Annotated in this window: 18 protein-coding genes, 5 tRNA genes and 3 rRNA genes; 13 read left to right on the top strand and 13 right to left on the bottom strand. The window is 41.2% G+C overall.

Annotated elements, in window-relative coordinates:
* Positions 1-11 precede the first annotated feature (11 nt).
* The 10 genes from pgl to O1Q79_RS09680 all read right to left on the bottom strand — a co-directional run bounded on the left by pgl (position 12) and on the right by O1Q79_RS09680 (position 11,014).
* The gene (pgl, locus tag O1Q79_RS09725) at positions 12-710 is read right to left on the bottom strand and encodes a 6-phosphogluconolactonase (protein ID WP_386692077.1); all 699 of its coding nucleotides are present in this window, start codon (positions 708-710) and stop codon (positions 12-14) included.
* A gap of 11 nt (positions 711-721) precedes the next feature.
* Positions 722-2,209, bottom strand: coding sequence for a glucose-6-phosphate dehydrogenase (gene zwf, locus O1Q79_RS09720; protein ID WP_386692075.1), 1,488 nt, complete (start codon positions 2,207-2,209; stop codon positions 722-724).
* A 73-nt stretch (positions 2,210-2,282) separates the two neighbouring features.
* The gene (cysQ, locus tag O1Q79_RS09715) at positions 2,283-3,095 is read right to left on the bottom strand and encodes a 3'(2'),5'-bisphosphate nucleotidase CysQ (protein ID WP_386692073.1); all 813 of its coding nucleotides are present in this window, start codon (positions 3,093-3,095) and stop codon (positions 2,283-2,285) included.
* Positions 3,096-3,328: 233 nt separating this feature from the next.
* Positions 3,329-3,444 (bottom strand): 5S ribosomal RNA (rrf, locus tag O1Q79_RS09710).
* A 156-nt stretch (positions 3,445-3,600) separates the two neighbouring features.
* Positions 3,601-6,496: ribosomal RNA gene (locus tag O1Q79_RS09705) — 23S ribosomal RNA — on the bottom strand.
* A gap of 290 nt (positions 6,497-6,786) precedes the next feature.
* Positions 6,787-6,862, bottom strand: a tRNA-Ala gene (locus O1Q79_RS09700).
* A 57-nt stretch (positions 6,863-6,919) separates the two neighbouring features.
* Positions 6,920-6,996: transfer RNA gene (locus O1Q79_RS09695), tRNA-Ile, on the bottom strand.
* An 85-nt stretch (positions 6,997-7,081) separates the two neighbouring features.
* A 16S ribosomal RNA gene (locus tag O1Q79_RS09690) occupies positions 7,082-8,620 on the bottom strand.
* The 16S, 23S and 5S rRNA genes sit together here with 2 tRNA genes alongside, the layout of an rRNA operon.
* Before the next feature lie 418 nt (positions 8,621-9,038).
* Positions 9,039-9,551 carry a menaquinone-dependent protoporphyrinogen IX dehydrogenase gene (gene hemG, locus O1Q79_RS09685; protein ID WP_386692071.1) on the bottom strand — a complete coding sequence of 171 codons (513 nt, stop codon included), beginning with the start codon at positions 9,549-9,551 and terminating at the stop codon, positions 9,039-9,041.
* Positions 9,551-11,014, bottom strand: a complete 1,464-nt coding sequence (locus tag O1Q79_RS09680; RefSeq protein ID WP_386692069.1) for a TrkH family potassium uptake protein — start codon at positions 11,012-11,014, stop codon at positions 9,551-9,553. The genes hemG and O1Q79_RS09680 overlap by 1 nt, the downstream gene beginning before the upstream one ends.
* A gap of 137 nt (positions 11,015-11,151) precedes the next feature.
* Here O1Q79_RS09680 and tusA point away from each other — a divergent pair, with 137 nt between their 5' ends.
* Complete coding sequence (gene tusA, locus O1Q79_RS09675; protein WP_386693388.1) at positions 11,152-11,403, top strand: sulfurtransferase TusA; 252 nt, start codon at positions 11,152-11,154, stop codon at positions 11,401-11,403.
* A 28-nt stretch (positions 11,404-11,431) separates the two neighbouring features.
* Here the strand turns inward: tusA and O1Q79_RS09670 are convergent, their stop codons facing one another.
* Complete coding sequence (locus tag O1Q79_RS09670; RefSeq protein WP_386692067.1) at positions 11,432-12,766, bottom strand: NAD(P)/FAD-dependent oxidoreductase; 1,335 nt, start codon at positions 12,764-12,766, stop codon at positions 11,432-11,434.
* 146 nt (positions 12,767-12,912) lie between these two features.
* On the opposite strand from O1Q79_RS09670, the gene O1Q79_RS09665 reads away from it, so the two are divergent.
* From O1Q79_RS09665 to purT, 9 genes are all read left to right on the top strand, one after another.
* Complete coding sequence (locus O1Q79_RS09665; RefSeq protein ID WP_386692065.1) at positions 12,913-13,140, top strand: YceK/YidQ family lipoprotein; 228 nt, start codon at positions 12,913-12,915, stop codon at positions 13,138-13,140.
* Complete coding sequence (rep, locus tag O1Q79_RS09660) at positions 13,140-15,167, top strand: DNA helicase Rep (protein ID WP_386692063.1); 2,028 nt, start codon at positions 13,140-13,142, stop codon at positions 15,165-15,167. Before O1Q79_RS09665 ends, rep begins: the two co-directional genes overlap by 1 nt.
* Before the next feature lie 97 nt (positions 15,168-15,264).
* Positions 15,265-15,358 (top strand) — tRNA-Ser (locus O1Q79_RS09655).
* Positions 15,359-15,411: 53 nt separating this feature from the next.
* Positions 15,412-15,488, top strand: a tRNA-Arg gene (locus tag O1Q79_RS09650).
* 50 nt (positions 15,489-15,538) lie between these two features.
* A tRNA-Arg gene (locus tag O1Q79_RS09645) sits at positions 15,539-15,615 on the top strand.
* A 224-nt stretch (positions 15,616-15,839) separates the two neighbouring features.
* Positions 15,840-16,442, top strand: a complete 603-nt coding sequence (locus O1Q79_RS09640; RefSeq protein ID WP_386692060.1) for a beta-phosphoglucomutase family hydrolase — start codon at positions 15,840-15,842, stop codon at positions 16,440-16,442.
* A gap of 6 nt (positions 16,443-16,448) precedes the next feature.
* Positions 16,449-16,931 (top strand): YqaA family protein, encoded by a 483-nt coding sequence (locus tag O1Q79_RS09635; protein WP_386688397.1) that lies wholly within the window; start codon positions 16,449-16,451, stop codon positions 16,929-16,931.
* Between the two features lie 178 nt (positions 16,932-17,109).
* Entirely contained in the window at positions 17,110-17,622 is a 513-nt protein-coding gene (gene luxS / locus O1Q79_RS09630) for an S-ribosylhomocysteine lyase (RefSeq protein ID WP_132299323.1), read from the top strand.
* A gap of 13 nt (positions 17,623-17,635) precedes the next feature.
* A complete protein-coding gene (purT, locus tag O1Q79_RS09625; RefSeq protein WP_386692057.1) occupies positions 17,636-18,817 on the top strand; it encodes a formate-dependent phosphoribosylglycinamide formyltransferase in 1,182 nt (393 codons plus the stop codon).
* A 4-nt stretch (positions 18,818-18,821) separates the two neighbouring features.
* Here purT and tsaA read toward each other — a convergent pair whose 3' ends face one another.
* Positions 18,822-19,574, bottom strand: coding sequence for a tRNA (N6-threonylcarbamoyladenosine(37)-N6)-methyltransferase TrmO (gene tsaA, locus O1Q79_RS09620; RefSeq protein ID WP_386692055.1), 753 nt, complete (start codon positions 19,572-19,574; stop codon positions 18,822-18,824).
* A gap of 82 nt (positions 19,575-19,656) precedes the next feature.
* Here tsaA and O1Q79_RS09615 point away from each other — a divergent pair, with 82 nt between their 5' ends.
* The 3 genes from O1Q79_RS09615 to O1Q79_RS09605 all read left to right on the top strand — a co-directional run bounded on the left by O1Q79_RS09615 (position 19,657) and on the right by O1Q79_RS09605 (position 22,650).
* Entirely contained in the window at positions 19,657-20,553 is an 897-nt protein-coding gene (locus tag O1Q79_RS09615) for a 1,4-dihydroxy-2-naphthoate polyprenyltransferase (RefSeq protein WP_386692053.1), read from the top strand.
* Between the two features lie 45 nt (positions 20,554-20,598).
* Positions 20,599-21,099 (top strand): ribonuclease E activity regulator RraA, encoded by a 501-nt coding sequence (gene rraA / locus O1Q79_RS09610; RefSeq protein WP_386692052.1) that lies wholly within the window; start codon positions 20,599-20,601, stop codon positions 21,097-21,099.
* A 159-nt stretch (positions 21,100-21,258) separates the two neighbouring features.
* A complete protein-coding gene (locus O1Q79_RS09605; protein WP_386693387.1) occupies positions 21,259-22,650 on the top strand; it encodes a DASS family sodium-coupled anion symporter in 1,392 nt (463 codons plus the stop codon).
* A 106-nt stretch (positions 22,651-22,756) separates the two neighbouring features.
* Here the strand turns inward: O1Q79_RS09605 and O1Q79_RS09600 are convergent, their stop codons facing one another.
* A complete protein-coding gene (locus O1Q79_RS09600) occupies positions 22,757-25,846 on the bottom strand; it encodes an efflux RND transporter permease subunit (RefSeq protein WP_386692050.1) in 3,090 nt (1,029 codons plus the stop codon).
* Positions 25,847-25,853 lie beyond the last annotated feature (7 nt).

Here is a 25,853-nt window from a genome sequence, read left to right as displayed (position 1 = left end):
ATCCTTAATGATTACAGCAATTTCGCTGCTCCACGATCCAAAATCCACTCCGTTACTCCATTGGAACTTTGAATTTTCGCCGCAGGATAAGGCAGTTGGTCGGCGGAGTGCGTAGCAATTTCTTTGAGAATGTCCGCTTTGGCTTCGCCTGTGACTAAATAGCTAATACGTTTCGCTTGGCTCAACAATTTCGCCGTTTTAGAAATTCGTAATTGCCCACTTTCAGGGTGTTTGGCAATCACCGCCAAATTCGGATCATTGAAATTCGTTTGATGGGGGAATAAGGATGCCGTGTGTCCGTCATTGCCCATGCCTAAAATAATCCAATCAAATTCACCGTTGGGAATGTTGGCTTGAATTTCTTGCTCAAAACGAGCGAGTTCCGCTTGTGGATCATTTTCGCCCCTAATACGATGAATGTTTTCCGCTGGAATTTGAATATGATCGAATAGCAATTTTTGCACTTCGCCGTAATTGCTTTCGGGATCGCTCGGCGGCACCATACGTTCATCGCCCCACCAAAAATGCAAATTTTTCCACCGCACTTCGGTATTAAATGGAGCTTGAGCTAATGTTTTAAACAGCAATTTTGGCGTGCTACCACCAGACAACGAAATATGCACAGGTTTATCCTGTTGGCTTAATTGCAAAAACTGCTCAGCAATGTTTTCCACCGCTTGTTGTGCCGTATCAAAAATAATTGTCTTCATTCCACATTCCCCTAGATTTTTTTCTTCATCTGACCGCTCGGTTTACGCCATACTCGTCCCGATTTGGCAATCAGTTTATCCGCCTCTTTCGGTCCCCAAGTACCAGCTTCATACTCATATACACGACCACGATTTTCTTTATAATTAAGAATCGGCTGCACAAATTTCCAGCAAGCGTGTACAGCATCAGTACGAGCAAATAATGTTGCATCGCCTTTAATCGCATCAAGTAATAAGCGTTCATACGCCGTTAACAGGCTGGATGATCCGCTTAAATCGGAATAACGGAAATCCATTGATACTTCTTTCGCATCAAACCCTGCCCCTGGTTTTTTCAAACCAAAACGCATTGAAATTCCCTCGTCAGGCTGAATACGAACAATCAATTTATTCTCTGGTGCATTTTGACTAAATACTGGGTGTGGCGTGGTTTTAAAGTGAATCACCACTTCGGTAACTCGTGCTGGTAAACGCTTACCTGTGCGAACATAAAATGGTACACCCGCCCAACGCCAGTTATCAATTTTACAGCGTAACGCCATAAAGGTTTCGGTATTCGAGTCTTCTGGTACGCCCTTTTCTTGTAAGTAACCCTTGACCTGCTCGCCGTCAATTTGGGCTTCGGTATATTGTCCTAGCACCAAATTATTTTGCAGATCATCTTCATTTAATGGGTGTAAACAATGCAATACTTTCGCCACTTCATCACGCATAGAATTAGCATTAATAATCGCTGGCGGTTCCATAGCAACCATTGCCAATACTTGCAATAAATGGTTTTGGAACATATCACGCATGGCACCCGAACCGTCATAATAACCACCGCGTTCTTCTACACCAATAGATTCCGCCCCCGTGATTTCCACATAATCAATAAAATTACGGCTCCAAAGGGGTTCAAATAAGCCGTTAGAAAAACGTAGCACGAGTAAGTTCTGCACGGTTTCTTTGCCCAAATAATGGTCAATACGGTAAATTTGATGTTCTTCAAAAAAACGGTGAATCTGAATATCTAATTCGTGAGCAGTTTTCAAATCATAGCCAAAGGGTTTTTCCACGATAATGCGTTTCCAGCCGTATTCTTCGGTATTCAAGCCGTGAGCAGCTAAACATTCAGGAATCACGCCATAAAGGCTTGGGGGGGTAGAAAGGTAATAAAGCGTGTTACCACAGGTTTGGTACTTATCGTGTAATTCATCAAGACGTGGCACTAACTTACCATAATCTTGAGCATCAGACGTATTCACAGATTGGTAATACAAATGTGAGCAGAAATTATCTAAACTCTCACCTGTTGCTTTCTCATGTTTAATCAATGCTTTACGCATTTTATCACGAAAACTTTCATCATTTAAATCTGAACGAGCAACGCCCAGTACAGAGAAATTTTCAGCTAAACGCCCAATTTTATAAAGATTATAAAGGGCTGGAATTAATTTACGATGAGTCAAATCACCTGACGCACCAAAAATTACAATACAATTATTTTCTGCATTCATATTATATCCTAGTAAAATGATAAACTATCGGCATACTATGCACCATTCATATAGAATATTCAAATAGCTATCACTAATTAAAGCAAAAGATTTTTTGCCAATTTACTTCTCGATCCGCTGTCATCACAAAATGAGGATTAATAAAGGTTTCCCGTTGATTATAAGTTAAAGGTAAAAAATGTGGTTCAAAAATATTTCCATTTAGCTCACTGAGTAAAATTTCAGCCGCTGCCGTATCCCATTCACCAGTATTACCTAAACGTACATAACAATCCGCTGTACCATCTGCTACCAAGCCACCTTTTAAGCCACTAGAACCATATACAATAAATTCACAAGGAAAATTCTCAGACAAAATACAACGCACTTTTTGCTTATGACTTTCTGAACCCACGGCAATTTTAAGCAGTTTAGTGACATCAATATGACGAGTGATTAGGCGTTGATGATGATTCTCTTCTAATTTATACGCCCCAAATCCCTGCATTGCATAATAGGTTTTTTGTAAGATCGGAGCGTGAATAACCCCTAAAATTGGACGATTTTGATGAATTAAAGCAATTAAAATGGAAAACTGCCCTGTTCGATCAATAAATCGTTGCGTACCATCTAAGGGATCAATAAGCCAATAAGTTTCCCATGATTGCCGTTCAGAAAGTGGAATATTACAATTTTCTTCTGATAACACAGGAAGATCGGGAGTAAGCGCGGTTAATTTTTGGACCAAAAATTGACTAATCGCCAAATCCGCTGCAGTCACAGGCGTATCATCTGATTTTGTATGAATTTCAATAGATTCAAACTTTAAATAGAAATCTTCTAATATTCTACCTGCTTCATTCGCAATATGTAGCGCAGATTGGAGAAGTTGTTCGGTGAGTTGCATAGAAAACCCTAGGTAAAATTAGATGTGGATTTAGTGTAGCAAAATTTGAAGAGGATGACGAATGATATTATTTGGGAGACTTATTTATGGACTCTTAAGCATGGTAACGATTCCGCGCAGTATCTTATAAAAAACTAGCCACGGCGTGGTGTTATTAAACTTAATTCAGTACATCAATTCAATACAAAAAACAAAACCCCAGCTACTCACATAACTGGGGTTTCTAATTTTGAACCTGATGGCGACCTACTCTCACATTGGGAAACCCAACACTACCATCGGCATTACAGCATTTCACTTCTGAGTTCGGCATGGAGTCAGGTGGCACTACTGCATTATGACCATCAGGATTATTCCTTTGATGATTGAGCCTTTTAAATCACGACCCTACTTATTTTTTAGTCTTCTTCTAAAATTTGAAACAAGCTGTCTGTTCGATTTTCTTTTGTCTGTACTGCTTTATTTAGTTCTTAGCTTAATCCACCCAAAAACACTTGAGCGTTGTATAGTTAAGTCTCTCGGGCAATTAGTATAACTTAGCTCAACGGCTCACACCGCTTACACATGTTACCTATCTACGTCGTAGTCTTCAACAACCCTTACACCCTTATAGGGTGGGAGAACTCATCTCTTGGCAAGTTTCGTGCTTAGATGCTTTCAGCACTTATCTCTTCCGCATGTAGCTACCCAGCAATGCGTCTGGCGACACAACTGGAACACCAGGGATGCGTCCACTCCGGTCCTCTCGTACTAGGAGCAGCCCCAACCAATTCTCCTACGCCCACGGCAGATAGGGACCGAACTGTCTCACGACGTTCTAAACCCAGCTCGCGTACCACTTTAAATGGCGAACAGCCATACCCTTGGGACCTACTTCAGCCCCAGGATGTGATGAGCCGACATCGAGGTGCCAAACACCGCCGTCGATATGAACTCTTGGGCGGTATCAGCCTGTTATCCCCGGAGTACCTTTTATCCGTTGAGCGATGGCCCTTCCATTCAGAACCACCGGATCACTATGACCTACTTTCGTACCTGCTCGACTTGTCCGTCTCGCAGTTAAGCTTGCTTTTACCATTGCACTAACCTGACGATGTCCGACCGTCATTAGCAAACCTTCGTGCTCCTCCGTTACTCTTTGGGAGGAGACCGCCCCAGTCAAACTACCCACCAGACACTGTCCGAATACCCGTTCCGGATATTTCGTTAGAACATCAAACGTTAAAGGGTGGTATTTCAAGGTCGTCTCCACTCAAACTGGCGTTTAAGTTTCTCTGACTCCCACCTATCCTACACATCAAAATTCAAGGTTCAGTGTCAAGCTATAGTAAAGGTTCACGGGGTCTTTCCGTCTAGCCGCGGGTACACCGCATCTTCACGGCGATTTCAATTTCACTGAGTCTCGGGTGGAGACAGCCTGGCCATCATTATGCCATTCGTGCAGGTCGGAACTTACCCGACAAGGAATTTCGCTACCTTAGGACCGTTATAGTTACGGCCGCCGTTTACTGGGGCTTCGATCAGGTGCTTCTCTTGCGATTACACCATCAATTAACCTTCCAGCACCGGGCAGGCATCACACCCTATACGTCCACTTTCGTGTTTGCAGAGTGCTGTGTTTTTAATAAACAGTTGCAGCCAGCTGGTATCTTCGACCGGTTCAACCTTCATCTGTAAAAGACTACAATCTACGCCGGCGCACCTTCTCCCGAAGTTACGGTGCTATTTTGCCTAGTTCCTTCACCCGAGTTCTCTCAAGCGCCTGAGTATTCTCTACCTGACCACCTGTGTCGGTTTTCAGTACGGTTTAGATAAACCTGAAGCTTAGTGGCTTTTCCTGGAAGTGTGGTATCAACAACTTCGCTCCCTTAGGAGCTCGTCATCACGCCTTAGTGTTGAATGGGAAACCGGATTTGCCTAGTTTCCCCACCTACACGCTTAAACAGCCATCCAATAGGCTGCTTGCCTAACCTTCTCCGTCCCCACATCGCAATTTATCCAAGTACGGGAATATTAACCCGTTTCCCATCGACTACGCTTTTCAGCCTCGCCTTAGGGGCCGACTCACCCTGCCCCGATTAACGTTGGACAGGAACCCTTGGTCTTCCGGCGAACGAGTTTTTCACTCGTTTTATCGTTACTTATGTCAGCATTCGCACTTGTGATACGTCCAGCAAGCCTCTCGACTCACCTTCATCCGCTTACACAACGCTCCCCTACCCAACAAGATTACTCTTGATGCCGCAGCTTCGGTGACTAGTTTTAGCCCCGTTACATCTTCCGCGCAGGCCGACTCGACTAGTGAGCTATTACGCTTTCTTTAAATGATGGCTGCTTCTAAGCCAACATCCTAGCTGTCTAAGCCTTCCCACTTCGTTTCCCACTTAACTAGTACTTTGGGACCTTAGCTGGCGGTCTGGGTTGTTTCCCTCTTCACGATGGACGTTAGCACCCACCGTGTGTCTCCTATGCACTACTCTTCGGTATTCGCAGTTTGCATCGGGTTGGTAATCCGGGATGGACCCCTAGCCGAAACAGTGCTCTACCCCCGAAGGTATTCACATAAGGCTCTACCTAAATAGATTTCGGGGAGAACCAGCTATCTCCCGGTTTGATTGGCCTTTCACCCCCAGCCACAAGTCATCCGCTAATTTTTCAACATTAGTCGGTTCGGTCCTCCAGTTAGTGTTACCCAACCTTCAACCTGCCCATGGCTAGATCACCGGGTTTCGGGTCTATACCTTGCAACTCACCGCCCAGTTAAGACTCGGTTTCCCTTCGGCTCCCTTATTCAGTTAACCTCGCTACAAAATATAAGTCGCTGACCCATTATACAAAAGGTACGCAGTCACCCTTGCGGGCTCCCACTGCTTGTACGTACACGGTTTCAGGTTCTATTTCACTCCCCTCGCTGGGGTTCTTTTCGCCTTTCCTTCACAGTACTGGTTCACTATCGGTCAATCAGGAGTATTTAGCCTTAGAGGATGGTCCCCCTATCTTCAGACAGAATTTCTCGTGTTCCGCCCTACTTCTTGTTAGCTTAGTACCACAATATAACTTTCAGATACGGGACTATCACCCTGTGTCGTTGAACTTCCCAGTTCATTCTCTTAGTTTTATCGCTATTACTAACGGCTCCTCCGCTTTCGCTCGCCGCTACTCACAGAATCTCGGTTGATTTCTTTTCCTCGGGGTACTTAGATGTTTCAGTTCTCCCGGTTTGCTTCGTTATTCTATGTATTCAAATAACGATGCTAGATTCTTCATCTAGCGGGTTTCCCCATTCGGATATCTTGGATTAAACGCCTCTTATCAACTCATCCAAGCTTTTCGCAGATTAGCACGTCCTTCTTCGCCTCTGATTGCCTAGGCATCCACCGTGTACGCTTAGTCTCTTAACTATACAACCTCAAATGTTTTTTTAGAACAATTGATATTGCGTTTCAACTAAACACTTGACTGCTTTTGTTCAGTCAAGATTTTTTCTTCTACTCAGACTTTCTTGTGTTAATTCACTTTCATCAATTAACCCGAAAATCTCTCAGTTTTCAGCTTGTTTCCAATTTTTTAAAGAACAGTAAGATTATCGGCTTTCGCCTATCATCATTGTTAAATTAACTTAGTTAAACCAACTTATTTTTTTGTTTTTTAATTTAGTTAACTTAACAATGATGATAACAACAAGATTTTTTGGTGGAGATAAGCGGGATCGAACCGCTGACCTCCTGCGTGCAAGGCAGGCGCTCTCCCAGCTGAGCTATATCCCCATTTTCATTGCCTACGCACTCTCGCTCTGTGATTTCGCTTTCGCTTCACCGCTTGAGTGGTGGGTCTGAGTGGACTTGAACCACCGACCTCACCCTTATCAGGGGTGCGCTCTAACCACCTGAGCTACAGACCCGTAGGGCAATTCTCGTTGCTTTCTTTTTTCTTTGTTTACAATTACCAGCCAATCTGTGTGGACACTTATTGTCGCTCGTTTTGGGTAAGGAGGTGATCCAACCGCAGGTTCCCCTACGGTTACCTTGTTACGACTTCACCCCAGTCATGAATCATACCGTGGTAAACGCCCCCCTTGCGGTTAAGCTATCTACTTCTGGTACAACCCACTCCCATGGTGTGACGGGCGGTGTGTACAAGGCCCGGGAACGTATTCACCGCAACATTCTGATTTGCGATTACTAGCGATTCCGACTTCATGGAGTCGAGTTGCAGACTCCAATCCGGACTACGATGCACTTTCTGAGATTCGCTCCCCTTCGCAGGTTTGCCGCCCTCTGTATGCACCATTGTAGCACGTGTGTAGCCCTACTCGTAAGGGCCATGATGACTTGACGTCATCCCCACCTTCCTCCAGTTTATCACTGGCAGTCTCCTTTGAGTTCCCATCTTTACATGCTGGCAACAAAGGATAAGGGTTGCGCTCGTTGCGGGACTTAACCCAACATTTCACAACACGAGCTGACGACAGCCATGCAGCACCTGTCTCATAGTTCCCGAAGGCGCTTTTTCATCTCTGAAAAATTCTATGGATGTCAAGAGTAGGTAAGGTTCTTCGCGTTGCATCGAATTAAACCACATGCTCCACCGCTTGTGCGGGCCCCCGTCAATTCATTTGAGTTTTAACCTTGCGGCCGTACTCCCCAGGCGGTCGATTTATCACGTTTGCTACGGGCACCAGTCTTAAAGACCAATCCCCAAATCGACAGCGTTTACAGCGTGGACTACCAGGGTATCTAATCCTGTTTGCTCCCCACGCTTTCGCACATGAGCGTCAGTATCTTCCCAAGGGGCTGCCTTCGCCTTCGGTATTCCTCCACATCTCTACGCATTTCACCGCTACACGTGGAATTCTACCCCTCCCTAAAGTACTCTAGCTACCCAGTCTGAAATGCAATTCCAAAGTTAAGCTCTGGGATTTCACATCTCACTTAAGTAACCGCCTGCGTGCCCTTTACGCCCAGTTATTCCGATTAACGCTCGCACCCTCCGTATTACCGCGGCTGCTGGCACGGAGTTAGCCGGTGCTTCTTCTGTAGTTAACGTCAATCTAATAAGCTATTCACTTATTAGCCTTCCTCACCACCGAAAGAACTTTACAACCCGAAGGCCTTCTTCATTCACGCGGCATGGCTGCGTCAGGGTTCCCCCCATTGCGCAATATTCCCCACTGCTGCCTCCCGTAGGAGTCTGGACCGTGTCTCAGTTCCAGTGTGGCTGGTCATCCTCTCAGACCAGCTAGAGATCGTCGGCTTGGTAGGCCTTTACCCTACCAACTACCTAATCCCACTTGGGCTCATCTTATGGCATATGGTCTTGCGATCCCATACTTTAATCCGAAGATATTACGCGGTATTAGCGACAGTTTCCCGTCGTTATCCCCCTCCATAAGCCAGATCCCCAAGCATTACTCACCCGTCCGCCACTCTCACGAAAAGTACAAGTACTTTCCGCTACCGTTCGACTTGCATGTGTTAAGCCTGCCGCCAGCGTTCAATCTGAGCCATGATCAAACTCTTCAATTTAAGTTCGATCGCTCAATAAACTGCTTGCTTTTAAATCTTTCTTTTCATTCCCAAAAGAACAAAAAGTTAATGAATTTCTAAGTTAAGCACCTATTAAGACTTCAAGTTTTATTTAATTTTTTAAAACTAGTCAATCAACAAGTGCCCACACAGATTGTCTGATAAATTGTTAAAGAACGATTGCATTGATGCAAGATTTGAAATGATATTAATTAATCCCATTTCTGTCAAGTGATATTTTTAGAATTTTAACTTAATCTATTATTTACGTTATATTCACTTGATAACCTTGCGGTGTGGTGGTGCATTATAGGGATATTTATCTTGTTCGCAAGATCTTTCTGATAAAAAAAATTTAACTGCGTTTTTATTAAACAATAACAAAAGATATACTGTAAAAAGACACAATATTTGAATATTAGTCCAACATATCAAATTCCAAAGCAAATTCTGCCACTTTATCCCAGTTTGTATATTCAATTTCTTTACTGGTATCCGTTTCACCGCCTGTAATCTGCATAATAAATTTAATCATAGTACGATCAAACCAAGTATATCTTGGATATAACAAGGCGCCAGCAAATACGGCTGAACATCTGGGTTGCCAATAAATACGCTGCAAAAAATTACGGACATAAACATTCGTTTCTGGTGTGTTCTTATCTTCCTTTCTTGCCGTCAAATTCACCCCAAAGAAAGCACTCGGTTTATTATTTAAAAGTGCGGTATTTTTTGCGATAAATTTATATAATTGTTTATTAAAATATCCATAACGTATTGATGCACCAATAATAATCTTACCCACATTATCGCAAGAAAAAGTTTCAGAAATAGACCGCACTTCCACATTGCCGGATAATTGAGATGCAATAAATTCAGCAATTTTCTTGGTTTGACCATCATGGCTTGAATATACAATAAGTGTTTTCATTAAGTTTTCCAAAAAGAAGGACTAAATAAAATTAACAAGGAAAAAATCTCAAGTCGCCCCGCAATCATTGCAAAAGATAAGACATATTTTGCACCATTAGATACTTCTGCGAATCCAACACTGGCAGAACCCAGTCCCGGTCCGACATTGGTTAAAGTTGAAAATATAGCAACTAACGCATCAAGAGGATCCATGCCACATAAAATTACCCCAAAAACGCTCACCCAATAGGTTAGGAAAAATGCAATTAAAAATGCCCAAATGCCATCAATGACACGAGATGATAATAATGTACCACCTAATTTTATCGGTACCACTAAATTCGGATGTACTAAAAATTTAATTTCTCGTTTAAGTTGCAACCAAATCACTAAAACACGAATCATCTTCAATCCGCCGGAAGTAGAACCTGCACATCCTCCTAAAATAGCTGCAAATACTAATAGCATGGCTAAAAATGTCGGTAGTTCATTAAAATTAAACAAAGTAAATCCAGCCGTCATGGACATAGATGACATCTGTGCAGAACCCTGTGAAAATGCATCTAAAAGTGACATATTTTGGAATGAAATATATAACCCAATAGACATAATGGCGATCAACACAATTTGCACAAAACAAAAGAAACGGAATTCGGGATCTCTAGCGTAAGTTTTCCAAACCGATTGATATTTCCGATTCATAAATGCTCGAACATGCAAACCAAAGTTACAACCGGTAAATAACATAAAGAAACTGGATAATAAATAAATGGTAGAATTTTGGAAATAACCTAAGTTCGCATCATGGGTTGATAATCCTCCATTTGATACAGTTGAGAAACTGTGACAAATGGCATCAAAGAAAGTCATACCAGCTAACCAGTAAGTTAATGTACATAATATGGTTAAACCGCCATAAATCATCCAAAGTAATTTTGCCATTTCACCAATACGCGGTAAGGTTTTCTGATCTTTCAACGGGCTAGCCGACTCAGCACGATATAACTGCCCGCCACCAATACCTAATAAAGGTGTAACAGCAACCACTAAAACGATTAATCCGATCCCTCCAATCCATTGCAAAAATTGTCGATAAAATAAAATGGATTTGGGTAAATTATCCAATCCTGAAATTGCAGTTGCACCGGTGGTTGTTACGGCAGAAATTGCTTCAAAGATTGCTTGTGCAAAATCAATATTCAGTTCATCAAAAAATAAAAATGGAATCACTGATAGTCCACATAATAGAAACCAAAACATGACAACGATTAAGAAACCTTCACGTGAACGTAATTCTTCTTTATGGTAATAGCATGAACGCCATAGTAATGCCCCTAATAATAAACTAAACACAAAGGTTTCAATAAAAGCTTTACCACCTCCATCACCATAAATTAACGCAACAAAAGCCGGTACAAACATGGATAATGAAAAACACATTATCAAAATGCCGACAATTCTAATAATTGATAAAATATGCATGATATCCTGCTCTTGTTATGCCAAAAGATTGATTACATAATGACGATCTGATTCTATCATATACATCTTAACTTTTGACCAAATACTTGCTTCACGCTATTATACGTTAATAATAGAATAAATTAAAAATTATGATCATGAATGAATTTGCTATAGACTATACTCTAGACACTCAAGGATTACGCTGTCCCGAACCCGTCATGTTAGTACGTAAACAAATCCGATATATGTCAGATGGCGATGTATTACTGGTCATTGCCGATGATCCTGCGACAACACGAGATATTCCAAGCTTTTGTCAATTTATGGATCATCAATTATTACATTCACAAACCAGTCACAATCCTTATAAATATTGGATAAAAAAAGGAATAGAAAAAGCTAAATAACAACATGTTATTTAGCTCTCTAAATGACTTAATACAACTTCAACGATGGGCGAATAAACCGATTCAGGCGTCCAATCAGAATAATTAATCCCACTTTAAAACAGCCATGTAAGCGTTGCTGATGTAGCCGATATAACGAAATATAAGCTAAACGTGCCAAGTTTCCTTCAACAGTTAATGAGCTCTTTTTGCCAGTAGTTATGTTACCAAGTGCGGTGAATTTTGATAGCGAAACTAAGGATCCTTTATCACGAAAAACAAAAGGTTTTAGTTCCATTTTACTTTCAAGTAACGCCACAATATTTTGCCCGCAGACTGTTGCCATTTGCGTGGCGGCTTGCCCACGTGGTGGAACTGGCGTGCCATCTTTTTGTAATAAAAAGGCACAGTCGCCAATAGCAAATACACTATCATCTAAGGTTGTTTGTAAGGTATCTTTAACACACAACTGATTGATTCGATTAACTGCTAAACCATCAAATTGTTGGGTAACCGTGGAAATACGCACACCCGCCGCCCATACCATTAAGTCAGCTTTAATTTCTTCGCCATCTTTGGTTAATAAGCTATTTTTGGTAGCCTCTGTAATCATAGTATTAGTTTTAACTCGCACGCCCAATTCTTCTAATTCCATTCGAACCGCATTAGAAATACGCTCTGGTAATGCTGGCAACAAACGATCACCGACTTCAATGAGAGTAACTTGCAAACAATCACTCCGAATTTTACCGTAACCATAAGAAGACAAATGCTTGGCTGCATTAAATAATTCTGCGGAAAGCTCAACGCCCGTTGCGCCCCCTCCCACAATAGCAATATTGACTTTATCTTCTTGCACTAAGGTTTGTTTACTTTCATCTTCACCAATTTCAGCTAACGCATTATTTTCAGAGAACTTTAAAAATAGCTCTAGCATTTTATGCTGAAAACGTAAAGCTTGATCCGGCGCATCTAGGAAAATACAGTTTTCTGCCACACCTTTGGTATTAAAATCATTTGATTTACTGCCAATAGAAAGCACCAAATAATCATAAGGAATCCGACGAGCGACCACAATAACATCCCCTTCCGAACCATATACCGGTTCAAGTTCAATATATTTGTTGGCACGATCAATACGAGCAATGGATCCTTGTTCAAAATTAAAACCATGGTTATAAGCATGTGCTCGAAAACTGACAGCATCCGTTTCCGAATCTAATACGCCCGTTGCGACTTCATGTAATAACGGTTTCCAAAGATGAGTTTGATTACGATCGACTAAAACGACATTCGCTTTTTGCTTTTTACCCAGTTTATGACCTAAGAAAGTAGCGAGTTCTAAACCGCCCGCACCTCCACCGACAATTACAATGTTTTTCATAGCTTCACATTCCTAAAAAATAAAAAAATTTTACAAATTATCAACAATTTTAATCTGTACGCCATAGAAAGTCTATTTATAAAGCAAAAATAGCGTAAAAAGGGTATAATGTCTCGCTGATATAAACTCAAGGAAAATCCCATCTCGTGAAAAAAACCTTATTCATTTTAACCGCACTATCGTTGCTCAATGGTCTAACTGGCTGCGGGACTATCGTACAATTAATTGATCCGACAGAAAAATATCAAGCCTACGACGGTACCAAATTTGACTGGCAACAAGCGCAAAAATGGGGCTTGCCAATTTTGGATTTACCCCTGTCTTTTCTGTTAGATACGGCGTTATTGCCTTATGTTTGGTCACAAGAAGAATAATGAAACTTAACACGCAACAACAACAAGCTGTCGAATTTACCATTGGTCCTTGCCTTGTGTTGGCAGGCGCTGGTTCGGGTAAAACTCGCGTCATTATTAATAAGATCGCCTATTTAATCGGTCAATGCGGTTATTTACCAAAGCATATTGCTGCCGTCACTTTCACCAATAAAGCGGCACGAGAAATGAAAGAACGCGTTGCTCATTCTATTGGTAAAGATAAAACCAAGGGATTAACTGTTTCAACCTTTCATACTCTAGGCTTTGATATTATTAAACGAGAATATAAACAACTTGGCTTTAAAGCCAATATGACGTTGTTTGATGAACACGACCAACTCGCATTATTAAAAGACTTAACTGCCGACGAATTACAACAAGATAAGGATTTATTACGAGAGTTAATCTCCGCTATTTCCAACTGGAAAAACGATTTGATTATGCCCAATACTGCGTTAGCATTAGCCAGAGATCAAAAATATCAAACCTTTGCGCAATGCTATGAACGTTATGCCAAACAAATTCGAGCCTACAATGCGTTGGATTTTGATGATTTGATTATGTTGCCAACGTTGCTATTCCGACAGAACGAAGAAGTGCGGTCAAAATGGCAACAAAAAATTCGTTATTTACTGGTGGACGAATATCAAGACACCAACACTAGCCAATATGAATTCATAAAGCTCTTGGTGGGTAGTCAAGCCAATTTTACCGTGGTAGGGGATGATGATCAGTCTATTTATTCATGGCGTAGTGCAAAACCACAAAATATGATGCGACTACGCAATGATTTCCCGACACTTAATGTGATTAAATTAGAACAGAATTATCGTTCTACCCAACGAATTCTACATTGTGCCAATATTTTGATTGATAACAATGATCATGTATTTGACAAGAAATTGTTTTCAAATTTAGGTCAAGGTGAGAAACTACAGGTGATCGAAGCCAAAAATGAAGAACACGAAGCAGAACGTGTAGTAGCTGAATTGATCGCTCACCGATTTACCCATAAAACCAAATATAAAGATTATGCCGTATTATATCGGGGCAATCACCAATCTCGTTTGCTCGAAAAAATATTAATGCAAAACCGAATTCCCTATAAAATCTCCGGTGGGACATCCTTTTTTAGCCGAGCTGAAATTAAAGACATGATGGCCTATTTACGCTTATTGGTCAATCAAGATGATGATGCCGCATTTTTACGTATTGTGAACACCCCCAAACGTGAAATCGGTACCGCTACCCTCGAAAAATTGGGATTATTAGCTCACGAAAAGCATATTAGCTTATTCGCCGCAATCTTTGAATTTGAGTTAATTCATCGAATTACAGCAAAGGCTTATCATGCGTTACAACACTTCGGGCAGTGGATGGTGGAACTCAATGATGCGCTATTACGTTCTGATCCTGAACAAGCTGTAAAACGGATGCTAGCACAAATTCAATATGAAGAATATTTATATCAAACTGCAAATAGTCCAAAAGCGGCAGAGATGCAAAGTAAAAATGTCGCCACCTTATTTGACTGGGTAGCAAGTATGTTACAAGGAGATGACGTAAATGAACCGATGACCTTAAATCAGGTCGTCACCAGTTTAACCTTGCGAGATATGCTAGAACGTAGTGAAGATGATGATAGTAGTGATCAAGTACAATTAATGACCCTACATGCATCCAAAGGGTTGGAATTTCCCCATGTTTTTTTAATCGGTATGGAAGAAGGATTGTTACCGCATCAAACTAGTATAGATGAAGATAATGTAGATGAAGAACGCCGTTTGGCTTATGTAGGCATCACCAGAGCGCAACAGACATTACGCTTTACCTTGTGTAAAGAACGTCGTCAATATGGTGAGTTAATTACGCCAGAACCCAGCCGTTTTTTATTGGAGTTACCGCAAGACGATGTACAATGGGAACGAGATAAGCCACCTTTAACGGAGCAACAACAAGCACAGAAAACGACGGCACATCTTGCTAATTTACGAGAAATCTTAGCCACTGCACAGCGTAAACCCTAAATAAATTGTAGATGATTTAGACAAATAAACGGTTTTTAACAAAAAGCGTTTGACTTGTTTATATAAAACCGTATCATATCGTCCACAAACCAGTTGCGGTGAGATGGCCGAGCAGGCTGAAGGCGCTCCCCTGCTAAGGGAGTATGGGGTTAAAAGCTCCATCGAGGGTTCGAATCCCTCTTTCACCGCCATTTTTATTTGTTGTATGACTGTTGGTTTGTCACAATTTAATTTATTTAAATCTGCACCCGTAGCTCAGCTGGATAGAGTACTCGGCTACGAACCGAGCGGTCAAAGGTTCGAATCCTTTCGGGTGCGCCATTTCATTTTTACTCTAGGTGGATTGGTATAGATTAAATAAAACTCTCTACGCACCCGTAGCTCAGCTGGATAGAGTACTCGGCTACGAACCGAGCGGTCAAAGGTTCGAATCCTTTCGGGTGCGCCATTTTATTTTTTCTTTTTATTAATTTTCTTTTTAGTTCATTTTTGTGTTTGTATTGAGATCGGTCTCGCCGATGGCGACCGTACTTTTCTTTGCTTGTGCAAAGAAAAAGTAAGTCGCCCGTTGGGCGAAACCCAACAAAATTTGCAATAAAAAACAAAAAAACTAATTACATCCCCCCAATTTTATAGCAAAATACCCCAAAAGATCCCCAATAGGAAACAAACATGCTCGATCAAAACACACTCCAACGTTACACCGCACTTATCTTCGACATGGACGGCACCATCATCGACACCATGCCGAGCCATGCTCTTGCTTGGCAAAAAGTAGGCGAAATCTTAGGCTATCCCATTACGGGCGAGATTATGTACGAGCTTGGCGGTGCCACTGTGTCAATTATTGCTCGTGAAACCATGCAACGCCATAATATCCCTGAACAGCATTTTGATGAAATGGTTCGCTTAAAACGGCAGTTTGGGTTTGAAATGGTAGAAAAAAATGCCACATTATTACCAGCTTTTGACATTATCAAAACGAATTTTGGTAAAATCCCCATGGCATTAGGCACGGGTTCACACGGCTTTATGGTAGATTTATTACTGGATAAATTTAATTTGCGTCAATATTTCAATGCTGTCGTCAATGCCGATCAGGTAACACATCACAAACCGAATCCCGAAACGTTCTTACGTTGTGCAGAATTACTCAATGTCGAACCACAACTTTGTCTGGTGTTTGAAGATGCCGATCTGGGTGTGCAAGCAGGATTGGCTGGGGGAATGGACGTATTTGATGTACGGATTAATCAAATTATTTACGCTAAATAACAAAAAATGTTTGATTTTTTAACCGCACTTTTAGGTGAACATAGTCTTTATTTAATGTTTATTAGTGCTTTTCTAAGTGCAACCGTTTTACCTGGCAATTCAGAAATTGTCTTTTTAGCCTTAAGTGCCAAAATTCAGATTATTGCGAATCACTATTTTAGTCCAGCCATTATGCAATTAATTCTAGCTGCCACATTTGGCAATACGTTAGGTAGTTTAACCACTTACTGGCTCGGGCGTTGGTTGCCTTTTCCTGAAATCAAGCCTGACCAGCAAAGCAAAGTGCGGTGGATTTTAGCCAAATTTTCTCGCTATGGAGCAATTTTATTGTTATTCAGCTGGCTACCTGTGTTAGGTGATTTGATGTGTGCTGTTGCAGGTTGGCTACGCCTGAATGTCTGGCAAACCTTAATTTATATGCTGATCGGTAAAGGTTTACGCTATTTATTTTTGTTGAGTATGGTGATTGGTTATACTTTTTGGGCGTAAATGTGTAGAATATTCAGTAACCAATTTTTCATGTTTAATACATAAAAAAACGCCCCTTACAAGAAGGGGCAATATAACCTAAGGAACCAATTTTTTATTATACAACTGCAAGTTGCTTATAGTATAAGACTTGCACAATTCCATAAAGTTCAAACTTTTTTTAAAAAAAGGAAAAAATATGCCATTACTTGATAGTTTCAAAGTCGATCATACTATTATGCACGCTCCCGCAGTACGAATTGCGAAAACCATGACCACGCCCAAAGGTGATATTATCAGTGTTTTTGACCTACGTTTTTGTCAACCGAACAAAGAAATTATTTCGCCACGTGGAATTCATACCCTTGAACATTTATTCGCTGGCTTTATGCGTGATCATTTAAATAGCGATGATGTGGAAATTATTGATATTTCACCAATGGGGTGTCGCACGGGATTTTATATGTCGTTAATTGGAACACCTGATGAGAAGCTGGTAGCGGATGCGTGGTTAAAAGCAATGCACGATGCATTAGCAGTCAAAGATCAAAATACCATTCCTGAAATTAATGAATACCAATGCGGTTCATTCAAGGAACATTCATTAGAAGACGCTCACAAAGCGGTACAACACGTGATTGATAAAGGCATTGGCATTAATAAAAATGAAGATTTAATGTTAGACGAGAAACTGCTTTATCCACAAGCATAAAGGAAAAAACAAGATGACAACTATCGGTACTCCCTTAACGGCAAAAGCCACCAAAGTGATGATGCTGGGTTCAGGCGAGCTTGGCAAAGAAGTGGTGATTGAATTAATGCGACTTGGCGTAGAAGTGATTGCCGTAGATCGCTATGCAAACGCCCCTGCTCAACAAGTCGCTCACCGAGCTTATACCATTTCTATGTTAGACGGTAACACCTTGCGTGAACTCGTGGAAAAAGAACAGCCTGATTATATCGTTCCCGAAGTCGAAGCCATCGCCACCGATACGCTGGTAGAATTGGAACAGCAAGGTTTTAATGTGATCCCAACCGCCAAGACCACCAAACTCACCATGAACCGTGAAGGTATTCGCCGTTTAGCTTCGGAACAATTAGGCTTGCCAACTTCACCCTATCAATTTGTGGATAACCTTGCCGACTTTGAAAGTGCGGTGCAAAAAATCGGCGTGCCTTGCGTGGTGAAACCGATTATGTCTTCATCTGGTCATGGTCAATCGGTGGTGAAATCCTTTGATGACGTGCAAAAAGCATGGGATTATGCTCAACAAGGAGGGCGTGCCGGAGCCGGACGTGTAATCGTAGAGGGGTTTGTTAAATTTGATTATGAAATCACCTTGCTGACTGTTCGTCATATCGGCGGTACCTCTTTCTTAGCCCCGATCGGACACCGCCAAGAAGATGGCGACTACCGTGAAAGTTGGCAACCACAAGCCATGTCAGAAGTTGCCTTGCAAAAAGCCCAAGCCATTGCAGAAAAAATTACCGGAGCTTTAGGAGGCCGTGGCATTTTCGGGGTGGAAATGTTTGTGTGTGGTGATGAAGTGATTTTCAACGAAGTATCGCCACGTCCACACGATACGGGAATGGTCACCTTAATTTCGCAAGAATTGTCTGAATTTGCCTTACATGCTCGTGCAATTCTCGGTTTGCCTATTCCACAAATCAACCTCATCAGTCCGTCTGCATCAAAAGCCATTGTAGTGGAGGGAAAATCCAATCAAGTACAATTTGGCAATCTGGCGGAAGTATTATGCGAACCGAATACCGATTTACGTATTTTCGGCAAAGCCGAAGTGAACGGACACCGCCGTTTAGGTGTGATTTTAGCTCGTGATGAAAACGTGGAAAAAGCCTTAGCTAAAGCGGTTAGAGCGTATGAGAAGTTAGACGTAACACTTTAGTTTTTCAAATTATGTAAGCCTGTAAATTAACAGGCTTTTTTGCCACATTTTCAATCTCCACCACTTCCACTACCCCATTCTCTCTAATCCAAAACCGCACATTATAGTTCCACAAATTCACGCCATAAATCCGATCGGAAATCTGTCCTTGTTGATACGCCGGTCTGGGATCTTGCTGTAACACTTCAATAATAAATCGCTGAAAGTGCGGTTGAAATTTTTCAATTTTTTGTACCTCAGTTTGCGCGATTGGACTAAATCTAACTTGCAATAATGCAGTTGGTTTTTCCTGAGCAAAGCCTGACATAGCATTGGGTTCACTGTCGGCGTAGGCAATATAAGGTTTAATGTCGAAAATCGGCGTGCCATTGACAAGATCGACAGAACCTAAATGGAGCAACACTTTGCCATTATCACATTCAATTTTACGTAATTCTACTTTAGATAAACCTAAAGGATTAGGACGGTGCGTAGAACGTGATGCAAATACGCCCACTCGTTGATTCCCACCTAAACGGGGTGGACGAACGGTCGGTTGCCATTTACCTTGGGGAATTTTATCAAATTGGAAAATCAGCCATAAATGGCTAAATTGCTCCAACCCCCGAACCGTTTCAGGGACGTTGTAAGGAAAAATCAATTCCACGATCCCTGTACCATCTTGCACTAAATTCGGCTGGCGTGGCACGGAGAATTTTTCTTGATAGGGCGTATGAATCCTCCCTATAGGTTGTAAAGTTAAGCTCAAATCAGACATCTTTTTTAATCTATGTTAGAATATTCGCCTTTATCTTACCTTATCCAACATAAAGTGCGGTGTATTTTTTTAGAAATTTATTATGGCAACAATGAAAGCATGGTTCGATACGATTCGACCAAAAACCTTACCCCTTGCGGTGGCAATTATTTTAACCGGTTCTGCATTAGCGCAGTGGCATGGAACATTGAATTGGTCAGTAACATTACTCTGTTTACTGACCGCCACCTTATTACAAATCGTCTCTAACTTTGCCAATGATTATGGGGATTACCAAAAAGGTTCGGATACCGCTGAACGTATCGGACCATTACGCGGTATTCAGCAAGGACAAATGACAGCAACCCAATTGCGAAATGGCTTAATGGCAGTTTGTGTGGCGAGTTTTATTTCCGGTGCCAGTTTAATTGCACTTGCCTATGAAACCACGCAAGATTTAATTGCCTTTGCTATTTTAGGTGTTTTAGCGATTTTAGCCGCTATTACTTACACGGTGGGTAAAAAACCCTATGGTTACTTGGGATTGGGCGATATTTCCGTCTTCCTGTTTTTTGGTTTACTGGCAGTCTGTGGGACATATTATTTACAAGCGCACAGTCTAGACTGGTCGATTTTCTTACCCGCGGCAGCTTGTGGTTTTCTTTCTACTGCAGTATTAAATATCAATAATTTACGTGATATTGAACAAGATCGAAAAGCCGGTAAAAATACCTTAATTGTGCGAATTGGAGCGGAAAATGGGCGAATTTATCATTGCATTTTATTATCCAGTGCGGTGCTTTGTTATGCGATTTTTGCTATTGTACATAAACCGTTATTACTGATGATTATTGCCATTATTGCGGTATTATTAGCTAAACATGCTCGCTTTGTTTATCAACAAAAAGATCCGATGGCACTCCGTCCGATGTTGGGGAAGATGTCAATGTTGGCTTTAGTTAGCACGGTTTTATTCAGTTTAGGCTTGCTAATTTTATAAGATCGAGCATATACTACAGTAAAATTTTGATATAAGGAAAATGCTATGCAAATTGATACTTCTGAACTCTGCGATATTTATCTGGATCAAGTAGATGTAGTGGATCCGATTTTTTCTAGCTTTGGCGGTGTAACGAATTTTTATGGTAAAGTCACCACGGTAAAATGTTTTGAAAAAAACGGTTTAATTGCAGAATTATTAGAAGAAGACGGTGCGGGTCGTGTATTAGTGATTGATGGTGGAGGTGCTGTTCGTCGTGCATTAATCGATGCCGAATTAGCTCAGCTCGCAGCAGATAATCGCTGGGAAGGCCTTATCGTTTATGGTGCTATTCGTCAATTAGCAGAATTAGAAAATATTGATATTGGTATTCACGCCCTTGCACCGATTCCGGTGGGAGCGGATGATGAGACTCAAGGGGAAAGTGATGTGCCGGTGAATTTTGCCGGTGTGACGTTCTTTCCGGAAGATCATGTGTATGCGGATTTAACTGGTATTATCTTATCCCAAGAGCCTTTAGATTTAGATGAATTAGAAAGCGAATAATACACAAAATAGTCATGAAGTGCGGTTAAATTTTGAAAAATTTTTAACCGCACTTTTTTATTTTATGATCGCCGTCACAAATCCATAAAAAAAGTGTTGCTTTTTTTTAACAACTTGCTAACTTGATATTGTTGATTGATTCAATACAAGGAGATTATGATGGAGTTCACCCCTGAGAAAAAAAGCAGCCTAAACCCAAAAGGGATTATTCTGCTGTTAGATATTGTTTTATTTTTTATTTTACTAAATGTGTTACCCTTTGATCCGAAAGCGAACAAAGGGTTAGCTCTACTCGCTTTTGTGGCTATTTTATGGTTAACCGAAGCATTACATGTCACCATTACTGCCATTATTATTCCAATTTTGGCTATTGGATTGGGTTTAGTGACCACCAAAAATGCCTTGGTGGCCTTTGCTGACCCGACCATTTTCTTGTTCTTCGGTGGATTTGCGTTAGCCACCGCATTACATATTCAAAAATTGGATCGTTTAATTGCTAACCGCATTATGGCGTTAGCTCGTGGTAATTTATTTGTTGCGACGCTATATTTATTTAGTGTGACGGCATTTCTTTCCATGTGGATCAGCAACACGGCGACCGCCGCCATGATGTTACCGCTAGCCATGGGTGTATTAAGTCAGTTAGATCGTGAAAGAGAACATGGCACCTATATTTTTGTGTTATTAGGTATTGCGTACAGTGCCAGTATCGGTGGGATGGGAACACTAGTGGGTAGCCCCCCAAATGCTATTGTAGCATCACAATTACATTTAACCTTTGCAGATTGGTTATGGTACGGTTTACCGGTTATGATTGTATTAATGCCATTAATGATTGGTACGCTTTACATTGTGTTTAAACCCAATTTAAATGTGAAATTTTCTCAAAAATTTGAGCAAATTAGCATGACTAAAGATCGTGTTATTACCTTGCTCATTTTTGTGGTGGTGGCACTTTGCTGGGTATTCAGTAGCTCAATTAATCCGATGTTAGCCGGTTTGCTGGGATTGGAAGGCAAAATTGCCAGCTTTGACAGTGTGGTGGCGTTACTTGCTGCCGTGTTAATTGTGGTCTTTAATGTGGCCTCTTGGAAACAAATTCAAGACAATACCGAATGGGGTGTGTTAATGCTGTTCGGGGGTGGCTTAACCTTAAGTGCAGTATTAAAAGACTCGGGTGCCAGCAAAATCATGGCTGACGGTATCGTATTTGCGATTCAAGGTGGACATTATTACATTATCGGTTTAGTGGTTGCTGCCTTTATTATTTTCTTAACAGAATTTACGTCTAATACAGCCAGTGCTGCGTTGCTAGTACCGATCTTTATTTCTATTGCCGAAGCCTTGGGCATGCCACCTATTGGTTTAGCCTTAATTATCGGTCTTGGTGCTTCTTGTGCCTTTATGTTACCAGTGGCAACACCACCAAATGCCATTGTATTTGGTACGGGTGAAGTGAAACAAAGTGAAATGGTACGAGTCGGGATTATTTTAAATCTCATCTGCGTTGTTGCGATTGCCACTTTTGGTTATTTCTTCTGGTTAAGTTAAGTCTTTAGTTAAACAAAAAAAGGGTTTTGCTTTAATAGCAAACCCTTGCTTTTTGTACCGCACATAAGTAAAACTCAAAGAAGTGCGGTTTATTTTTTAGCTAATTTTAATGATGACTTCCACCACTCACACGTGGGGCATTTTCATCAAATTCTGGTAATGGTTTGTGTTCGCTGGCAATGTAAGAATAAATCACTGGCAACACGAACAAGGTGAACAATGTCCCGATAGCCAAACCTGCCACGATAACAATCCCCATACTGAAACGCATTACCGCACCCGCACCACTGGCATAAAGCAGTGGCACTAAACCTGCGATCATTGCTGCGGTAGTCATTAAAATTGGGCGTAAACGTTGACGGGCTGCCGTCACAATCGCATCAATTTTGCTTGCACCATGATGTAATTGTTCTTCCAATGCTACTTCACACATTAAGATACCGTGTTTAGTGATTAAGCCGACTAAGGTAATCAAGCCTACTTCAGAATAAATGTTGAGTGTTACCCCAGTTACCCCTAATAAACTCAGAATATTTAACACCAACAAGGCTCCACTTAATGCTAACGGTACAGAAATCAAAATCACCGTTGCATCACGCCAGCTTTCAAATTGGATCGCCAACACTAAGAAAATGATGACCACTGCAAGAGCAAAGGTGACACCAAGAGAGCTACCTTCTTGCACTAACTGACGAGATTCGCCTTTAAAGTCATAGGTATAACCTTTTGGCAATTCTTTGGCTGCTGCTTGCAACCAAGCTACCGCATCACCGACTTTGGTGGTTGGGGCTGGCACCGCACTAATGGTCGCCGCATTCAACTGACTAAAATGCCCCAATGATACAGGTTGTGGCTCAAGAGTAAGGGTGAGCAAGCTACTTAATGGAACACTTGTACCATCTGAAGCCGATACATAGTAGTTATTAAAGGATTCTGGTGATAAACGATCATCACGTTTTACTTGTGAGATCACTTTATAAGCCCGTCCGTCAATATCCACACGGGTAATGGTGGCAGCAGATAAATAACTACCTAAAGTAGTAGAAATTTCTGACATACTGACACCATACGCCCCTGCTTTTTCCTTATCAACAGTAATCGTCATTTGGGCGGTATCATATTTTAAATCAATATTCGTAAACACGAATAAACCAGAGGTACGCATCTTTTGTAAGAACTCTTCGGAAACCACGGCAAGTTCTTTATTATCATTTGGGGTCATTAACACGATCCCGACACTTGCCCCTTGTTCCCCAGTGTCAATTTCAGGCATGGAGAAGTTGGTAATAGATAATTCTGGAATATTTTTAGCCTTGGTATTTAATTCATTCATCACTTCAGGCTGTTTACGACTACGCTCACTCCAATCTTTCAGGGTGGTAATAATCAATGCCTTATTTGATGTTGGTGCACCAGCAACCACCATTGAGAATTTATTCTCTTCGGTTTCATTGATAATTTGCTCGTATTGTTTAGCGGCTTGTTGAATATAATCCACGTTCATATTTGACGGTGCAAAAGCAAGGCTCATAAATGCCCCCTTGTCTTCCGCAGGTGTCAGCTCACTGGAGAGTGAATTTAATAACACAGGGATCGTGCCAAAAACAATAACAGAGAATAACAAAATTGCACTACGAGAAGCCATAATCACGTGCAACCAGTAACCATAAATATCGGTAATTTTGTTTAAAGTACGATTGACTCGTTGTTCAAAGCTACTATGTTGATCAGTTAATAAGGCACCAGACATCATTGGTGAGAGCGTTAAAGCCACCACACCAGAAATAAATACTGAACCAGCAAGGGTTAACGCAAATTCTTTAAATAGTGTTCCCGTAATTCCGCCCATTAATGCCATCGGTGAATATACCGCGACCAAGGCAATGGTCATAGAAATAACAGGGGTAGCAATTTCACGTGTACCAATAATTGCCGCACGGAATGGGGTTTCACCCTCTTTAATATGGCGATCCACGTTTTCCAATACCACGATGGCATCGTCCACCACCAAACCGATAGCTAAAATCATCGCAAGCAAAGTCATCAAGTTAATAGAGAAACCAAAACCTTGCATCAAGAACAATACCCCAATCAATGAAATTGGAATGGTAATAATCGGAATGATAATGGCACGGAATGAACCGATAAACAGCAAAATCACCACCAATACAATCACTACGGCTTCTAAAATAGTATGTACCACGTCATTAATTGAGCTGTTAATCGCAATAGTACGGTCATACAGAATAGCTGAAGTAATACTATCTGGCATTTGTGCTTTAATCTGTTCATACACAGGATAAATATCATTTGCCACATCTAACGGGTTGGCATCTGATGTTGGTTCAATACCAATCACCACAGATTCTTGTCCGTTCGCACTAGCACGATAATCATCATTTTCTTTATTTAATTCAACGGTGGCTACATCGCGTAAACGAACAAGGTCAGTACCATCAGAGGCAATAATTAAATTACTTAATTGTTCAATCGTGGTGGTGGTGGTTTCTACTTTGTTTTTATAAACATTGTAATAACCATTTGAACTCCCTGCAGCGGTCTGTACATTATTCGCATTCAAGGCACTCATGACCTGTGGAGCAGAAAGGTTTTGGGAAGCCATCTTTTGTGGGTCAAGCCAAATACGCATGGCATATTCTGCCCCCCCATAAATATTAACTTTTGCCACACCTTGCACCGTAAACAACTGCGGTTTTACCACACGTTGAATATAGTCAGTCACTTGGCTTGAATCTAACTTATCCGAAACAAAACTAACATACATTAACCCTGAACCACCTGTAGAGGAAGTAATGGACGGGTCTTCAATATCACTTGGTAACTCAGAACGAACAGAGTTTACTTTGGCAAGAATGTCAGCCAAAGCAGCACTTGGGTCAGTATTCAATTTCATCTTGACCGTAATTTGAGAAGAACTCGGGCTACTGGTTGAAGATAAATAGTCAATATTGTCCGCCTGTGCAATCGCTTCTTCCAGTTTAGAGGTCACAAACGCTTGGATTAGATTGGCATCCGCCCCGGGATAAGTGGTACTTACCGTAATCACTGTGGTGGTCATTTTGGGATATTCACGCACCGACAATTTCGAAATGGCTTGCAAACCAAGAATCACGATCAGCAAACTAATTGAAATCGCCAAAATCGGGCGTTTAATAAAAAGATCAGTAAATTTCATTCATTTA

Origin of the sequence: Lonepinella sp. MS14434, assembly GCF_042468235.1 — a bacterium.
GTDB lineage: Bacteria > Pseudomonadota > Gammaproteobacteria > Enterobacterales > Pasteurellaceae > Lonepinella.
The sequence above is the reverse complement of the archived record's forward strand: the minus strand, read 5'-3'. Positions and strand labels throughout refer to the sequence as shown.

Bases quoted from the DNA above. Each gene is read 5' to 3' on its own strand.
- pgl (WP_386692077.1), bottom strand. From the start codon at position 710: ATGAAGACAATTATTTTTGATACGGCACAACAAGCGGTGGAAAACATT.
- zwf (WP_386692075.1), bottom strand. From the start codon at position 2,209: ATGAATGCAGAAAATAATTGTATTGTAATTTTTGGTGCGTCAGGTGAT.
- cysQ (WP_386692073.1), bottom strand. From the start codon at position 3,095: ATGCAACTCACCGAACAACTTCTCCAATCTGCGCTACATATTGCGAAT.
- hemG (WP_386692071.1), bottom strand. From the start codon at position 9,551: ATGAAAACACTTATTGTATATTCAAGCCATGATGGTCAAACCAAGAAA.
- O1Q79_RS09680 (WP_386692069.1), bottom strand. From the start codon at position 11,014: ATGCATATTTTATCAATTATTAGAATTGTCGGCATTTTGATAATGTGT.
- tusA (WP_386693388.1), top strand. From the start codon at position 11,152: ATGAATGAATTTGCTATAGACTATACTCTAGACACTCAAGGATTACGC.
- O1Q79_RS09670 (WP_386692067.1), bottom strand. From the start codon at position 12,766: ATGAAAAACATTGTAATTGTCGGTGGAGGTGCGGGCGGTTTAGAACTC.
- rep (WP_386692063.1), top strand. From the start codon at position 13,140: ATGAAACTTAACACGCAACAACAACAAGCTGTCGAATTTACCATTGGT.
- O1Q79_RS09640 (WP_386692060.1), top strand. From the start codon at position 15,840: ATGCTCGATCAAAACACACTCCAACGTTACACCGCACTTATCTTCGAC.
- O1Q79_RS09635 (WP_386688397.1), top strand. From the start codon at position 16,449: ATGTTTGATTTTTTAACCGCACTTTTAGGTGAACATAGTCTTTATTTA.
- luxS (WP_132299323.1), top strand. From the start codon at position 17,110: ATGCCATTACTTGATAGTTTCAAAGTCGATCATACTATTATGCACGCT.
- purT (WP_386692057.1), top strand. From the start codon at position 17,636: ATGACAACTATCGGTACTCCCTTAACGGCAAAAGCCACCAAAGTGATG.
- tsaA (WP_386692055.1), bottom strand. From the start codon at position 19,574: ATGTCTGATTTGAGCTTAACTTTACAACCTATAGGGAGGATTCATACG.
- O1Q79_RS09615 (WP_386692053.1), top strand. From the start codon at position 19,657: ATGGCAACAATGAAAGCATGGTTCGATACGATTCGACCAAAAACCTTA.
- rraA (WP_386692052.1), top strand. From the start codon at position 20,599: ATGCAAATTGATACTTCTGAACTCTGCGATATTTATCTGGATCAAGTA.
- O1Q79_RS09605 (WP_386693387.1), top strand. From the start codon at position 21,259: ATGGAGTTCACCCCTGAGAAAAAAAGCAGCCTAAACCCAAAAGGGATT.
- O1Q79_RS09600 (WP_386692050.1), bottom strand. From the start codon at position 25,846: ATGAAATTTACTGATCTTTTTATTAAACGCCCGATTTTGGCGATTTCA.